Annotated in this window: 13 protein-coding genes; 6 read left to right on the forward strand and 7 right to left on the reverse strand. The window is 45.6% G+C overall.

Translation table 11 applies throughout. The features are described 5' to 3' along the window. Positions 1-94 precede the first annotated feature (94 nt). From MH215_RS14130 to MH215_RS14140, 3 genes are all read left to right on the forward strand, one after another. Positions 95-1,408 carry a sensor histidine kinase gene (locus MH215_RS14130; RefSeq protein ID WP_239290972.1) on the forward strand — a complete coding sequence of 438 codons (1,314 nt, stop codon included), beginning with the start codon at positions 95-97 and terminating at the stop codon, positions 1,406-1,408. Then, positions 1,383-2,279, forward strand: a complete 897-nt coding sequence (locus MH215_RS14135) for a response regulator (protein WP_239290974.1) — start codon at positions 1,383-1,385, stop codon at positions 2,277-2,279. Before MH215_RS14130 ends, MH215_RS14135 begins: the two co-directional genes overlap by 26 nt. 134 nt (positions 2,280-2,413) lie before the next feature. Beyond that, positions 2,414-3,544 carry an SGNH/GDSL hydrolase family protein gene (locus MH215_RS14140; protein ID WP_239290976.1) on the forward strand — a complete coding sequence of 377 codons (1,131 nt, stop codon included), beginning with the start codon at positions 2,414-2,416 and terminating at the stop codon, positions 3,542-3,544. A gap of 220 nt (positions 3,545-3,764) precedes the next feature. Here MH215_RS14140 and MH215_RS14145 read toward each other — a convergent pair whose 3' ends face one another. After that, positions 3,765-4,304 (reverse strand): dihydrofolate reductase family protein, encoded by a 540-nt coding sequence (locus MH215_RS14145; RefSeq protein WP_481857437.1) that lies wholly within the window; start codon positions 4,302-4,304, stop codon positions 3,765-3,767. A gap of 82 nt (positions 4,305-4,386) precedes the next feature. On the opposite strand from MH215_RS14145, the gene MH215_RS14150 reads away from it, so the two are divergent. Then, positions 4,387-5,292 carry a helix-turn-helix transcriptional regulator gene (locus MH215_RS14150; protein ID WP_239290978.1) on the forward strand — a complete coding sequence of 302 codons (906 nt, stop codon included), beginning with the start codon at positions 4,387-4,389 and terminating at the stop codon, positions 5,290-5,292. Between the two features lie 28 nt (positions 5,293-5,320). Here the strand turns inward: MH215_RS14150 and MH215_RS14155 are convergent, their stop codons facing one another. Then, positions 5,321-5,707 (reverse strand): winged helix-turn-helix transcriptional regulator, encoded by a 387-nt coding sequence (locus tag MH215_RS14155; protein ID WP_239290980.1) that lies wholly within the window; start codon positions 5,705-5,707, stop codon positions 5,321-5,323. A gap of 201 nt (positions 5,708-5,908) precedes the next feature. Next, the gene (locus tag MH215_RS14160) at positions 5,909-7,966 is read right to left on the reverse strand and encodes a CAP domain-containing protein (RefSeq protein WP_239290982.1); all 2,058 of its coding nucleotides are present in this window, start codon (positions 7,964-7,966) and stop codon (positions 5,909-5,911) included. A 257-nt stretch (positions 7,967-8,223) separates the two neighbouring features. On the opposite strand from MH215_RS14160, the gene MH215_RS14165 reads away from it, so the two are divergent. Further along, complete coding sequence (locus MH215_RS14165; RefSeq protein ID WP_239290984.1) at positions 8,224-8,451, forward strand: hypothetical protein; 228 nt, start codon at positions 8,224-8,226, stop codon at positions 8,449-8,451. 43 nt (positions 8,452-8,494) lie between these two features. Here MH215_RS14165 and MH215_RS14170 read toward each other — a convergent pair whose 3' ends face one another. Both MH215_RS14170 and MH215_RS14175 read right to left on the reverse strand, forming a co-directional pair. Continuing rightward, complete coding sequence (locus MH215_RS14170; protein ID WP_239290986.1) at positions 8,495-9,061, reverse strand: GNAT family N-acetyltransferase; 567 nt, start codon at positions 9,059-9,061, stop codon at positions 8,495-8,497. Next, positions 9,058-9,357 (reverse strand): hypothetical protein, encoded by a 300-nt coding sequence (locus MH215_RS14175; protein WP_239290988.1) that lies wholly within the window; start codon positions 9,355-9,357, stop codon positions 9,058-9,060. The genes MH215_RS14170 and MH215_RS14175 overlap by 4 nt, the downstream gene beginning before the upstream one ends. A gap of 255 nt (positions 9,358-9,612) precedes the next feature. Here MH215_RS14175 and MH215_RS14180 point away from each other — a divergent pair, with 255 nt between their 5' ends. Further along, on the forward strand, positions 9,613-10,221 hold the full coding sequence (locus tag MH215_RS14180) for a flavin reductase family protein (protein ID WP_239290990.1): 609 nt from the start codon (positions 9,613-9,615) through the stop codon (positions 10,219-10,221). A gap of 190 nt (positions 10,222-10,411) precedes the next feature. Here the strand turns inward: MH215_RS14180 and MH215_RS14185 are convergent, their stop codons facing one another. Together MH215_RS14185 and MH215_RS14190 are read right to left on the reverse strand one after the other, a co-directional pair. Next, positions 10,412-12,280: an AbfB domain-containing protein gene (locus tag MH215_RS14185; RefSeq protein ID WP_239290991.1), complete on the reverse strand. Its 1,869-nt coding sequence runs from the start codon at positions 12,278-12,280 to the stop codon at positions 10,412-10,414. Between the two features lie 358 nt (positions 12,281-12,638). Next, the gene (locus MH215_RS14190) at positions 12,639-14,084 is read right to left on the reverse strand and encodes a DEAD/DEAH box helicase (RefSeq protein ID WP_239290992.1); all 1,446 of its coding nucleotides are present in this window, start codon (positions 14,082-14,084) and stop codon (positions 12,639-12,641) included. Positions 14,085-14,236 lie beyond the last annotated feature (152 nt).

Raw genomic sequence — 14,236 nt, forward strand, 5'->3', positions numbered from 1 at the left:
TCTAATGAACGTCCCATATGTTAGTATATTTAACATTAGAAGCGCGGAGTGTAACAATAAGCGCTAATCGTTGTAATAGTAGGTGGAGAGATCGATGCGTAACTGGGTCAGAAATGAAAACGTGCAAATGACGGCCATCGCCTTGGCTACAGCTATTGGTGCACAGTTCAAGATTAATCCTTTTCGGGAAGACTATTTTCGCATCGGTCTAGGTGTCAGCATTTTTTTGTTTTTGCTGATGATTATGCCCCACTTATCCTATGTGAAGACAGGAATCCTGACAGGTATTGCTAATCTGATCTTTCAATCTGTAGATCTGCTGAATCATGTCAGTACGATGCCGATCTTAGAAAGTATGCGTGATAATGTAGGTGCAGGCATGTACTATGTTGTATTCGCTTATGGCTTAAGTAAGATTAAACATCGATTTCATGAGTTCCAGCCACTGGTTCTTGGTGGAATGATTACAATTATAGACTTCTCTTCCAATCTGACGGAGCTTCTGTTGCGCGGGATATTTAACGGTACGAACATTTTCTATATGAAGGAATGGTTGTATTTGTTGATTGTGGGAGCTCTGCGAAGCTACTTCGTTATTGGGTTATATAATAGCTTCGCGGTAAGGCAGATGCGGCTTCTTCATGCTGAACAGGAGAAACGGATGGAACAGATGATGAGTGTGAACTCAGGGTTATATGGTGAAGCCTTCTATCTGAAGAAGGCGATGAATACCATCGAAGGCATTACGGCGGATAGTTATGAGCTGTATCGGGATCTGCGAGAAAATGAGATGAATGAATATAGTCAACGGACGCTTGGCATCGCGCAGCAGATTCATGAAGTGAAGAAGGATTCTCAGCGTATTTTGGCAGGCCTGCTTAAGGTGTATGATAGTGAAAAGGCAGTTCATCTTCAATTATCCGAAATGCTGCACTTCGCTGCCAAGGGCAATCGGAAATATGCGGAGATGTTGAATAAACAGATTACGATTGAGAAGCAACAGCAATTCGATTGTGAATCTCCATATTGTATTCCTCTACTCACCGTGATGAACAACCTGGTTGCGAATGCAGTAGAGTCGATTGAGACGCAAGGAACCATTCAGATTCATGTGTACGAACAGGAGATGGATGTGGTTTTTGAGGTTACGGACTCAGGCAAAGGAATTCCAGAATCGAAGCGGCAGATTATTTTTGAACCGGGGTATACGACCAAATACAATGAGGTAGGGATTGCTGCAACAGGCATCGGTCTATCTCATGTGCGTGATATTGTTCAATCCTTGGAAGGTACGATTACAGTAGATGTGCCTGAAGGTGCTAAGGGCTCTAAATTTGTCGTGTGCATTCCAAAAGTGAGTTTGGTAAAGGAGGCCGGGGCCGATGACGCTTTCTATTCTGATCGTTGATGATGATATCGTAAGTAGAAGTATGTTAGAGGATATTATTGAGGAATGTGGAGCAGGTGAACTGGTAGGCACGGCAGAGGGGGGCATCGAAGGGGAGCAGATGATCATAAATCTGAGACCCGATGTAGTGCTTATTGATCTGCTAATGCCTGATCAGGATGGCATTGAGACCGTTGCCAGACTCAAGGCACTTGGCTTCGCAGGTAAGTTTATTATGATCTCACAGGTAGATAACAAAGAAATGGTAGGTGCAGCTTACCAGCAAGGGATTGAATTCTTCATCCATAAGCCCATTAATCGTGTGGAAGTCGAGCATGTGCTCAAAAGGGTGAATGAGCAGTGGAAATATGAGCGTTATGTGCTTGAGATCCAGCAGTCCCTCACCAAATTCAACATTGTGGAGACACCCCCTATTGCGAAAGGACGCACTGTTCGTGATATATCGAGAGTCATACTGATGGATCTAGGTATTCTGGGTGAGAGTGGCAGCAAGGATGTTATCGCATTGATGGAATATGTCATTGAACAAAAGCAGGCTGCGGAGTGGCCTTCGCTCAAGGAAATGTACGAAGCTGTTGCACAGACGTATAAGCCGACAGCCAAAGAGGTGGAGAAAGAAAGCAAGGCGATGGAACAGCGCATACGGAGAACGGTTAATGCGGCGTTGACGAATATGGCTTCGATTGGCCTGACCGATTATAGCAATCACAAGTTTGAGCATTATGCATCGCTCTACTTTGACTTTCAGGATGTTCGGATGAAGATGCGGGTGATGGAAGAGGATCAGCCTGGTGATAAAGGCAAGGTCAACATTAAGAAGTTCCTGCATGTGTTCTACATGGAGACGGTTGAGAAATTAAATGGCGGCTGAACCTGCTAAATAGCGGTTCGGTCTTTTTGTGTTGGCTCATTAACTGTAGTAACAAACTTGGTATAGTTGTCTGGGCATTTTTGGTATGATGAGAATACTGGAGCAGAACAAAGTCCAAGAAGAAGGGTTGTGTGATGATGGAAAATACGAAGTTACAGCACTATGCATTACCTGATGTTACTCATCTGAAGGTTCACGGGAGAACGACGGAGAGCAGGTCGCCGCTGACGTTGTTTTGGACAGGTAGCGCGGTGGAACTGAACGTGACAGGGACAGAGCTATGGATCGAAGTTGACTCTAAATATGATGTGTGTGAGCCGTGGATTAGTGTTCTAATTAACGACGTAGTAGTAAGCCGCCAGATGTTGGTGCATGGACGGTACTGGGTGTGCATTTTCAGAGGAATGAACGAAAGCGTTACCAAAAACGTGCGAATCGTAAAAGACACCCAAGCCATGAGTGGTGATCCTGGATGCGTATTACAGATTCATGCGTTGAAATCGGATGGTGTATTCCAGTTGGTGGAGGATAGACCTTATAAAGTGGAATTCATCGGAGATAGCATCACATCAGGCGAAGGTGCTATTGGGGCTCAAGCCGAGGAAGATTGGATTCCGATGTGGTTCAGCGCGATTCAAAATTATACGGCGATGACGGCGGAAGCTCTTCACGCAGATTATCGCGTCATCTCTCAGAGCGGCTGGGGCGTTATGACGAGCTGGGACAACAATCAGAGCGCCAACATTCCACAGTACTATGATCAGGTGTGCGGTCTATTAACCGGGAAGATGAATGAAGCACTGGGGGCGCATAACCCGCATGACTTCAATGCATGGCAGCCGGATGTGGTGGTCGTTAATTTAGGCAGCAATGATAGCGGTGCCTTCCAGACACCAGAGTGGACAGATCCGAACACAGGGATCACGTATAAACAACGATTGAATGCCGATGGGACGTACCATGAAGAAGACGTGGCTAAGTTCGAGCAAGCAGCATACCAATTCTTAATTCAGTTGCGGAAAAATAACACGAAGGCACACATCGTCTGGGCGTACGGCATGCTTGGATTTCCGATGATGCCTGCTATATATCGCGCGGTGGATACCTACATGAAGGAAACGGGCGACCGAAATGTGTCGGTCACTCAACTGCCAAATACAACGAGTGAGACGGTAGGTGCCAGAAGTCATCCGGGGTTGCTATCCCATAAGCGGGCAGCCGAAACCTTAACAGAGCATCTGAAAGGTATACTGCACCATTCCTAGTTTATCGGACGAAACATGGCATAGGGAAAAGCAATAGAGATGAGGCAGGAATCCTCTTCTGACGAGATGAAGTGAAAGTAAACAAGCCCGTCATCTTAAGCGACGGGCTTGTTTGCTTTCTTTAGGGTGATGGTATATTCACTTCAATTTCGACTCATATCCTCAGTTAATTGACGTGACGTAGTGATTTGATCCTGAATGCTCAACACGTAAGAATGCATTAATGCTGTACGTCTGCTGCCTCATAGCGGATCGCAATGATCTGCCCGAGCGTCTTGGTCTCGATGGTCTTCCACAGACTCGCTACCGTTCCTTTGGGGAATAACGGAATGCCTTCACCCAGAATTTTCGGGATAATGGCTACTTCAATCTCATCCAATAGATGCTGCTCCAGCACCGATTGAACCAGCTTCCCGCCGCCAACAATCCATATATGCCCTGGTGTTGACTCCTTCAGCCGAGCGATTAACTGCTCCACTGGCTCATCCGTAAATTCAACATGTGGAGCAGGAGGCTGCATCGAGCGGGACATGACATATGTTGGGCGGTCTGCATACATAAAATCTTCTGCTAGTGTGAGCACCACCTCATAGGTATCACGTCCCATAACAACAGATCCAATGTCTTGATAAAATGCGGCATATCCATTATCAGTTCCATCGCCCTCCACATCCATCAACCAATCGACAGAACCATCTAATCTTGCGATATACCCATCCAAACTCATTGCAACATACAAGATTACCTTTTGATCTAACACACGTATCGCTCCCTTCTTTTAATTTTATGATACACTTTAACTATGACAAAACTTGACGTAATTAAAGGTGGAACATTAAATTATGAATAATCGCAAACTTGCCATCATGAGGCTGATGGATTCCAGGCGAAAATTTACCGCTCGTGAGCTGGCTGAGCGGTTCCAAGTGTCTATTCGTACGATTCAACGGGACCTGGATGCGTTGCAGGCAATGGGCTTTCCTCTATATACGGAGGTAGGTGCACATGGAGGGTACCAGGTTCTGCCGAATCGGTTACTACCACCCCTCCAGCTTCACCAGAACGAGGCTTTAGGTTTATTTCTCATGCTTGAATATTTAGAAAAGGTACCGGATTTCCCTTATGGGTCGGTGCGAGAACATCTGGCAGAGCAGTACTTTTCAAGTCTCCCTCAGGATGTACAGGATCTTGTGATGCGAATGAGAAAACATATTACCTTTCTTCAGCCACATTCATCGATGCACGCTCAGCCAATGACAACTACAATGTTGGACGCAGCGGTGGAGAAGAGAGGTGTTACCTTCCAGTATTCTTCCCGTAATGGGCAAAAAACAGTAAGGGTCTTTCCAGTCGGCATTTATTATGATCGTGGGTACTGGTACATGCCTGCATGCCATAAGGAGAGAGTGTTGCTATATCGTGTGGATCGCATGAGTGATCTTGAGATTACGGGTGAAACGGATGAATCTATCCCGAACCTGCATGATTGGCTGAGTGCGGAGGATGAGCGGGAACGTGTTGAGGTTGTGCTACACTTTACTGATGCGGGTGTAAGGCAAGCTTCGTCTGATGTCGTATTAAAGTCTGTGCAGGATAAGGAATGGAAGGGTGCGATTCCCGTAGATGAGTTGCCATATACAGCGCGTGGGCTGCTGGTCTATGGGCCGGAAGTAAAGGTCGTGGCTCCAGTAGAATTGAAACAAATGGTGCGTAGTATGCTGGAGAAAAGTCTGGGGCAGTACCTGTAAAGAAGAAGAGACGTACAGAAAAAGGAGACTACAGGTAGTCCCTGACTGTGATGGTGTATGGCTTATCTCCCTTATTACCTTGTGATTCTTCGACGTTGTGCACACCCCATTTGCAGATTTCCTCAAGGATGGGCATTAGGCTCTGGCCTCTACTTGTTAAGGAGTACTCTACCTTTGGCGGGGACTGGTCGTACTCTACCCTTTGAATAACACCTTCACTTTCAAGATCACTTAATTGAGCGGTTAACACTTTGTATGTAATGCCAGAGACACGCCGCTTGAGTTCTCCGTATCTGGTGACCCCGTGGAAGGCGAGTTGGTACATAATTTTCATCTTCCACTTCCCTCCAATAACAGACAAGGTATAGTCGAATGGGGTTAAAGTATCTTTCTTGGTTGTTGTAGATTCGTCCATTTTGCTCAGACTCCTTTGAGAAGATATATGGAATTTGTAAACCGATATTAATTCTTATGAACAGGGAGAACAGCATCGTATTCGTTAGTAAAAAAACAACAATAATTCAGGCTCACTCCACTTTCATCAAACGAAGTGAGGTGAGCCTGAGGTCGCTCCAGACGCGAAGATGCAAATGGTTCAGGAATTATGAATCATGAATTAGAATTGACCCATATTCATTTTTCCTTTAATCACAGTCAAGCCATAGGTGATTGAAGGAGCATACATATACAGATTTAATTGTTGAGGTGAGTAAGGTCCAACCTCTGTATGGAAGTTTCCATTTTGATCAAACTGAACGGTTACTTCCTCAATATGTTTGGAGATGGGTCCTTCTTGCACTTTAATGTTAATGCTCTGTCCTTTTAACTTAAGGAATTTGCCTTCTAGAACCAGTCTTCCATCAGGACGATATTCAGCGAAGAAGCTCTGATCGGTATATGTGGCTGGTTTAATGTACACTTCTTTTTTAGGCATTTTAGGAAGAGTTAACGGATCTGTTGGGATCGTGGGTCTTCCCTCCAATACACTTATTCCGTTGTACAGATACTTAAGAATCTGGAGTGCTTCTGCCCGAGTCACTGTGTCGGAACCTTCGTAACCAGAGTAAGACAATTCCGTTTTCCCACGTACGTAGTCGTTTGCAAGTACATACTGAATTGCGTTAGATCCGGCAAAATGTTTGCCATCTGCGGCAGACACAATCTCCGCAATTTGCAGACGTGTGATAGCCTTGTTCCTGGATGCTACCTTGTTGATCCCTGCAAGTGGGTAGTTTCGTTCCTTCGCAATCTGATAAGCTGCATCCACTAATGTCTTCTTCGGAGCTTGATAAGACTGGATATCAATACGGTAGGCTTTTAATAGCATCATCCAAAACTCTGCTTCGGTTACGGTCGAATTCGGCTGGAGCAATCCATTGCTTGCCGGGCTTACAATACCTAACTTCAATCCCCACTCCATATCTTCCTGTAGAGGATGGCCTGTGGCATCAGTAGGTAACTTGGTTAGTGAACTGTTATAATTTCTCGTTTTCCACTTCGGATAGACTTTAACTTTTACTTGTGTTGTTTTACCTTCTAATGTGGCTTTCACAGTGTAATCGCCCGGTTGTATTGCGCTGATAATTCCAGCAGTAGACACCTTAAGGCCTTTGGCATTGCTGCTTATGTAGCTTAATCCTTCTGTTGCTTCATCAAAAGCATTATCATCATAATGGCTTGTCCACTTCAACGGTTGCTGTTCACCTTGATTGAGAGTAACTTCTTCGGTAAAAGGGGTAATTGAAGTTAAATTAGTTCCTTTTCCAGTCGTGAAAGACCACGTCTTGTTCTTGGAACCCGTTGCTTCACCCGTGGAGTATGTGAGTGAAACGGTATACGTCTGATTGCCTTTTAATACAGACTTGGGATAGATAAATAATGTTTTGCCATGTAGCTGTTCGTGATATGGAAGTTCGTTTCCTCGGCTATCTTTGATCACAACCTGGTGACTGATCATTTCGAGCTGAGCGGCTGCGGAAATAATATAACCCGAGAATGTTACGCCGAACTGCTTGAGCGGATTCGGAATTTCATTGCCATAGAATCCTACCGGTACATTGGTCTGTTGATCATAAGGATATACAGCCATCGTTCCCTCTTCTTTGGTCATCCAAGGGCCTGCGAAATCTGCGACAGCCGTTCCATCGACCAGACCGAACCCAGCTTCTACAATGGTAGGATCAAGAACGATTTCCCGATGATACGCAGTATCTAGAAATCCTTGTAGAGCGGCTGAACTGCTCTTCTGCTTGAAATGCATAGCTTCGGAGTAAGCATAACCCTTTGGAGCGACATAGCCAGCTGCTTCAATCCGGTTCTTCATATTTTTTCCTGTAAACCCAGGCATGCCTTCCACTTGTAAATGAGAGCTTAGGTCAGGTGCCTTGCTTTTGTTGGTGTTGTAATAAGTAGCATGAGACTCGGCAGCGCGTGTAATGATTGGATTCAACTTGAGTGGCGGTACGCCTACCTTAGCACGAACTGCGTTGAGGAAATCGAGCGCATCCAGTTGATCCTGCGTGTACCCGGTACTGTCGGCGCTCGCATGGGGCACAACATGGGTGCCAAAGGCTCCGGCTAATAGGCTAAAAAGAGTCAGAACTGTCGTGACGTATGCAATCTTGGTGATGAAGCGCCTACGCTTGGTTAAAGATGATTGTCTGTGAATAAACAAGATGTGACCTCCTTCGATTAGATTAGGATAAAATTCGACATAGTATTTGTAAATCCTGCCATATGTACTAAACAACGTATTTGTCTGCTGTGTTACGTGGACTTCTGGTTACTACGCAAAATAGATGAGTGTAAATGAGTTATTCAGAGCATTCGTTGTGACAGATCCTTTTCTCATTAAGATCACAAAGGTAGTGATTATTGTTAACAAATGTAAATTACTATAAGTGATACAATATAATGTTAAAGGAGATGAGAATGGTGAATTTGAATAAACTAAATACAATAATCTCTTTCATTTTAATCATCATGATGGCTGTCTTTCGTAACAACGTTGCGGCTCTCATCTTCAGTGTGGTCATGATTGCACTGATGGGGTACACCGCGTTCCGTGTGAGAACGAAGTGGAATATTGGCTTCGCCATATGCCTAGGTGTAATTCTTGTAATCTGGAATGTGTACCTTGGGGTGGTAGCCTATACTTAAAAGAGACCTGCCTCCCTAACGGAGATGAGTCTCTCTGAACTATCTATAGCAAGCTGCCCCTATAATAGTGATACTCGGTATTCACTTCAAAACCAACACTTCGATAGAGGTTCAAAGCGCGCTCATTCTCCGTAACAACAGACAGGCGAATATCCGTAAACTCTTGCTTTTTCAAGAGATCGGACAGAATGGTAAGTACAGCGCGACCCAGTTTTTGTCCTTGATAAGCAGGTAAGATACAGAAATTATGAATAAACGCAGTTGTTGTATTGATGGAGTTAACCCGTACCAATCCTACAGGCTGTTCATCCTGATATGCAATATAGGTTAATCGGCTGGGTTCATTCGTTTGCATAAAATATTCACGAGTCCAGCTCTCTGAATCGCCGAAGGCTTGGGATGAGCAGGTGATCAGAAAATCCCAATCTTGAGCTTCTGCTACATGCAATGTAAGTTCGGGCAGCTCATCCATTGGAGAAATTTCACGCACAAGCTGCATGACGTACTCCGCACGATCATACACTGCACCAAGTGATTCAGCCGTGTGGATTCCTGGAGATAAGCCCTGAGGAATACGGTAACTGAGCTGATGTATACCCTGTGGTGTCATGTCGAGAATGGCTTGTTGCAGTAGGCTGCGGAACACACCTTGGCGACGATGCTGTGGATGTAGATGGCATTTACACTTCCGGTCTCAGGGTCAGAAGCATACCAACTGAGGAGTCCAACCAATTCGCTGTCGCGATAACAGAGGAGCGCGTGATCCCCATCTTTTTTACTAATATGGTCAAGATCTGCCTTAAGATGTTCGGAATCCAGTTGTTTACATTGTTGTTCGAGCGAGATAATCGCATCAATTTGTTCCTTGGAATGATAGATCATCGGAATGACTTGATAGGTTGACATACATTCACACCTTTTTATTGAGAGATACGCACAGAAACGCAAGTTAGAGTTCGCTATGCTCCAAAATAGATTTTAATTGAAGTTAGAATCATCTAGATTTATCTAAGATGATTCTATGGTTTGATAGAGGTACGTACTTTAAAGTGCGTACTTTTTTTATAGTAGACAAGTGTATATGCTTATACCAACTATATTTGTCCCCTCAGTCTTTGTAAACCGAAGGATCTGCTGAGGGAGAGGGAAGGGTGAGTGTAATTGGGAAAGGATCATCCACATGAGTTTGCAGCAGATGATATCACGGTTGATGAAATGTATAAATTAATGATTGGTTCGGTGGTGCCCCGACCGATTGCGTGGGTGTCTACAAGAAGTGTGGAGGGGGTGCTTAACCTCGCGCCGTTCAGTTTTTTTACCATTGCTTCGCGCAATCCACCAACACTGCTCTTATCGATTGGGCCTGGAGTAGATGAGAGGCAAGGCACGATCAAGGACACGCTGGTCAACATTCGAGAGACAGGGGAGTACGTTATTAATGTCGTTCCTGCCGCGCTTGCAGCGTCCATGCAGCGTTCGTCGGCTCATGTACCATCAGAGGTTAATGAGTTCGAACTTGCAGCAGTTACACCTCTGCCGGGGATATGTGTGCGTGTGCCTTCGGTGAAGGAGTCTCCTATTGCCTTTGAGCTTACGCTGGATCGAATCATCCCGGTTGGTACAGATCATGTGATTCTTGGAAAAGTTGAGCATGTACGTGTTAATGCGGAGGCATATGCCGGTAGTTATAAAATAGCGCTAGATAGCTGGCAGCCTTTAGCCAGCCTGGCTGGCGATTATGCCATGATTACACCAGCATTCTCGGTATGAGAACGAGTTGAAGAATGTCATCTCATAGCGGGTGAAACGAAGAGAAGAAAGGCTCCTTTTCAGGCGGGTGTGCCTGATCAGAAACCTTTTTTTGCAATGTCTAGAGGGTTACTCTTGTATCCTCATGTGTAAGGAATGACCTTCATATGCTACGGATGTATCTCTAAATACTATTTGTACCACTAAACGGCTAGAAGTTAGTACGGGTAAACGTGGCATCACTCTTCACAGTGGAACTGCTGGATGCATTGATGGCATCGAGTTGCAGTACATAATCATAGTGCCGGATATAATAGCCGGGCTGACTGTAGGATTGCAGTGACACTTTGCTACTGTCCGCCCAGCCGGGGCTGCTCAGAAACGTTGCATCGCCCTTATAATCAGCGTTATTGGTATAAGCTTCAAGCACAATTTTGTTGCTGGCATTCCGCTTCAAGAAGTAGCCAGGGAAGTTGATGGACTCCAGCGAGATTCCTGTGGAGCTGGCAAGACCAGGTACAACACGGAACTGGGAATCCAGTATCGGTGAGACGTTGGCATCCACACGAGCTGCATAATTCGCATGACGGATATATCGATCTGGATAGTTGTGTGAACTGAAGCGGCTATATCCGGTGGCATCAGGGGTAGCAGGTCCCAACATTTTGACCTCGTGTAAGGTTGGCGTATACCAGTTGCCAGGATTGTTCCACAAGACGGCATTCACCATATTGATTCGTACATAACGAGCAGTGAAATGCACCGCATCGGTTGTGAAGCCATAGGTCAGATTGTTGGTGCGATCTATTGAGGCGTAATTAACACCATCGTTGCTGATCTCGATTTTATATTTGTAATACCCTTCAGAGCCTTTATACATAAACCAAGATGTGTCGATCTCGGTGATGGTCTTCGGAGCGCCGAAGTCCACCTGCCACCATGCAGGCCAACTATTGGATGAAGCCACCCATGAAGTCTGGTAGTTGCCGTCATTCACGTTGGATGCAGATGAACCGGAGGCTGTCGAAATGGCAGTAGCTGTTTTTCCTTGTGCGTGATTGACGAGAGCGGGTGGGGTTACTGTGCCTGTAGCTGCATCAATGTTCCACGTGGTGTACCACTCCAGCGATGCCGTTCCGTTCGAATCATTCAAGGTGAGCGGCAGCCAGATATGCTTGTGTTCTCCGAGGTTCATTGGATTCCAGCGATCTGCCATGTAGATATACGATGTTGTACTGCTGCCTGTGATTGTGGCGATATCATGGATCTGCGAGCCGAAGGCCGATGGATTGCCATATGGTGTGAGCGCGGTCCATGGCCCTGTCATAGACGTCGCTGTCGCGTAAGCTCCTTGATTCGGATACCAGCCCGCGGCTTGGGAGGTGAAGAGGTAATAACGGTTTCCTTTCTTCACAACGGCAGGTGCTTCGCGATAGGCATTCTCGAATAGCCATCCCTCGAAGGATTGAATTCCGGTGTAACTTGCATTCATTTTGAAAATAGCCATCGTATCATTAGCCCCGCCATTCTTGCGGGAAGCGGTAACCAGATAACCTGTGCCATCCGTATCCACGAATACGGTCATGTCACGGGATTCATAATCGAGTGGACGGAAACTGCCTTCATACGAAAATTTGCCATTGGGTGTATTGCTTGTTGCTACCGCTACACGCCCAAGGTTGTAATCCGTACCGTTCTCATAATGTGCCCATAGTACATATTGGGAGGTGGCGGCATTATAGATGACTTTGGGACGCTCGATTTTGCTAGATGCCAGCTCCGTTGCAGAATCCTTCGTCAGGATCGCATTGCTGAATGTCCAATTCTTCAGATCCGTGGAGGTGTAGACGTTAACACTGTCGAATCTGCCGCCTACGGCATGTTCACCATACAGATAATACGTCGAGCCTACCTGCAGAATGTTGCCGCTGTTGGCATGGATGGGGTTGCCCGCCGTATCCAGCCAGTCGGTTCCGTTGGTTATCGTGACACTTGCTGCGCTTGTTCGTTCTGGATGAAGACCAAACAGAGTGAACGTGAGCGCTAAGACTAGACACCAGACAGCTTGCCTTTTACCCATTACATACACCTCCCGATAGTATGAAGATCGATATAGCGCTTTCAATTATATTCTAGTTGGGCTACACTCCATGACAAGTGAACAATACATCCAATAATGAACAAAGCGACATTTTATCTAGAACGAGCAGGAAGAGCGGGTATGGACTGAAGATGATGTCCAATGGCAGAGATAGCGGCATTGTATTACAATAATGCGTACTAAACTCGATTTAACGGAGACGGGTACATATCATACTGCATCACCAGCTATATAAAGCAACACTGTACCACCATTACATGACAATAGGGATAGCAGGCTTGATATCAAGCTCGCTATCCCTATATGATTTTGTATCTATTCTAGACGGTGAATAAATTTACTTCTTGCCCTTACGAACCTTGAGTTGCATCTTTTTAATCGTTGTATTTTGCATAAGCTCCAGTACGAGTGATCCTTTGCCATTCAGAATCTCCACATCCGTCACATTATCCAGAATCGTAATGATTCCGATGTCGTCAGCAGTAACGCCTTCAAGCTTGGCGATGGTTCCAACGAAGTCGACAGCACGGAGTTTTTTCTTCTTCCCACCATTGAAGTTCAGCTTCATAATCTGCTGATTCAATTGTTCGCGCTTGTCTTTTTTGCGCTCAGGTACAATCTTAAGCCGCTTCTCGAATTCTTCTCTGCGGCGATCCACAGCATCTTCAGAAGGAGCCTTAATCACAGGAATCTCGAATCCAATATAGGATTCAATCTCAGCAAGGCGTCTGCCATCCTTCGGCGTGATGAAGGTAAAGGCTTTACCCGTCTGACCTGCACGCCCAGTACGGCCTGTGCGGTGAACATAGCTTTCCTTTTCGAGCGGAATATCGTAGTTGATTACATGTGTGATATTGGTAATGTCGATACCCCGAGCAGCTACATCCGTCGCAACTAAATAACGGAATTGTCCACGTCGGAAGGCATTCATGACCTCAATTCGCTCATCCTGCTCCATGCCGCCATGGATGCGATCTGCCGGATAGTCGAGGTCAGCCATCACTCGGAACAGCTTATCTACATTCTCCTGCGTGCGGCAGAATACGATACAGCTATCCGGATTTTCCACGATGAACAAGTCTTGCAGCAGCGCAGTTTTGTTCACTTCAGAAGTATGAATAACCGCATGTTCAATCGTGGCTGTGGTTAGTCCGCTTGCCTTGATCTCAATCTCCACCGGATTGTTCATGTATTTACGGGATAGATTGGCTACATCTTCTGGGAAGGTTGCGGAGAAGAGCATTGTTACACGCTCCTGAGGCAACGCCTGAATAATAGCCCCCACCGTCTCAATGAAGCCCATATTCAGCATCTCATCGGCTTCATCAATGACCAGATAGGCGATTCGATCCAGTGGCAGCGTTCCGCGTTCGATATGATCCAATACCCGTCCGGGTGTGCCGACAGCGACATGAGTTCTTTGTTTTAACTCGGCCTTTTGGATATGAAAAGGCGATTGTCCATATAGTGCTGTTGCCTTAATACGTTTGAAACGGCCAATGTTGGTGATGTCTTCGGTAACCTGCAATGCCAGCTCGCGGGTGGGGGTTAGAATCAACGCTTGCGGTTTATTCTCGTTCCAATCTATCTGTTCACAGAGCGGAATGCCGTATGCAGCCGTTTTACCGCTACCTGTCTGGGATTTAACAACCAGATCTTTATTCTCTAGAGCGACTGGAATAACTTTGGATTGTACCTCTGTTGCGGTCTCGTAGCCTAGGCTGTCCAGTGCTCGTACAATTTCTTCTCCAAGCTGAAACTCACTAAATGATTGCTTGCTCATTATTAACCTCTTTTGCATTAGTTTTGAATACTACATATTAGCATTACACCGTACTATTTGCGTATACCTTCTTATTATACTCGATATGTTGGAGCGTTAACGGAATATTTGATGTAATTCAGATGTAATCGTTAAAAATTAAACGAAAGAAG

Origin of the sequence: Paenibacillus sp. ACRSA (assembly GCF_022346845.1) — a bacterium.
Taxonomy (GTDB): domain Bacteria; phylum Bacillota; class Bacilli; order Paenibacillales; family Paenibacillaceae; genus Paenibacillus.

Excerpts from the sequence above, each read along its gene's own strand:
- MH215_RS14130 (WP_239290972.1), top strand. The coding sequence starts at position 95 with ATGCGTAACTGGGTCAGAAATGAAAACGTGCAAATGACGGCCATCGCC.
- MH215_RS14135 (WP_239290974.1), top strand. The coding sequence starts at position 1,383 with ATGACGCTTTCTATTCTGATCGTTGATGATGATATCGTAAGTAGAAGT.
- MH215_RS14140 (WP_239290976.1), top strand. The coding sequence starts at position 2,414 with ATGATGGAAAATACGAAGTTACAGCACTATGCATTACCTGATGTTACT.
- MH215_RS14150 (WP_239290978.1), top strand. The coding sequence starts at position 4,387 with ATGAATAATCGCAAACTTGCCATCATGAGGCTGATGGATTCCAGGCGA.
- MH215_RS14155 (WP_239290980.1), bottom strand. The coding sequence starts at position 5,707 with ATGGACGAATCTACAACAACCAAGAAAGATACTTTAACCCCATTCGAC.
- MH215_RS14165 (WP_239290984.1), top strand. The coding sequence starts at position 8,224 with ATGGTGAATTTGAATAAACTAAATACAATAATCTCTTTCATTTTAATC.
- MH215_RS14170 (WP_239290986.1), bottom strand. The coding sequence starts at position 9,061 with ATGACACCACAGGGTATACATCAGCTCAGTTACCGTATTCCTCAGGGC.
- MH215_RS14175 (WP_239290988.1), bottom strand. The coding sequence starts at position 9,357 with ATGTCAACCTATCAAGTCATTCCGATGATCTATCATTCCAAGGAACAA.
- MH215_RS14185 (WP_239290991.1), bottom strand. The coding sequence starts at position 12,280 with ATGGGTAAAAGGCAAGCTGTCTGGTGTCTAGTCTTAGCGCTCACGTTC.
- MH215_RS14190 (WP_239290992.1), bottom strand. The coding sequence starts at position 14,084 with ATGAGCAAGCAATCATTTAGTGAGTTTCAGCTTGGAGAAGAAATTGTA.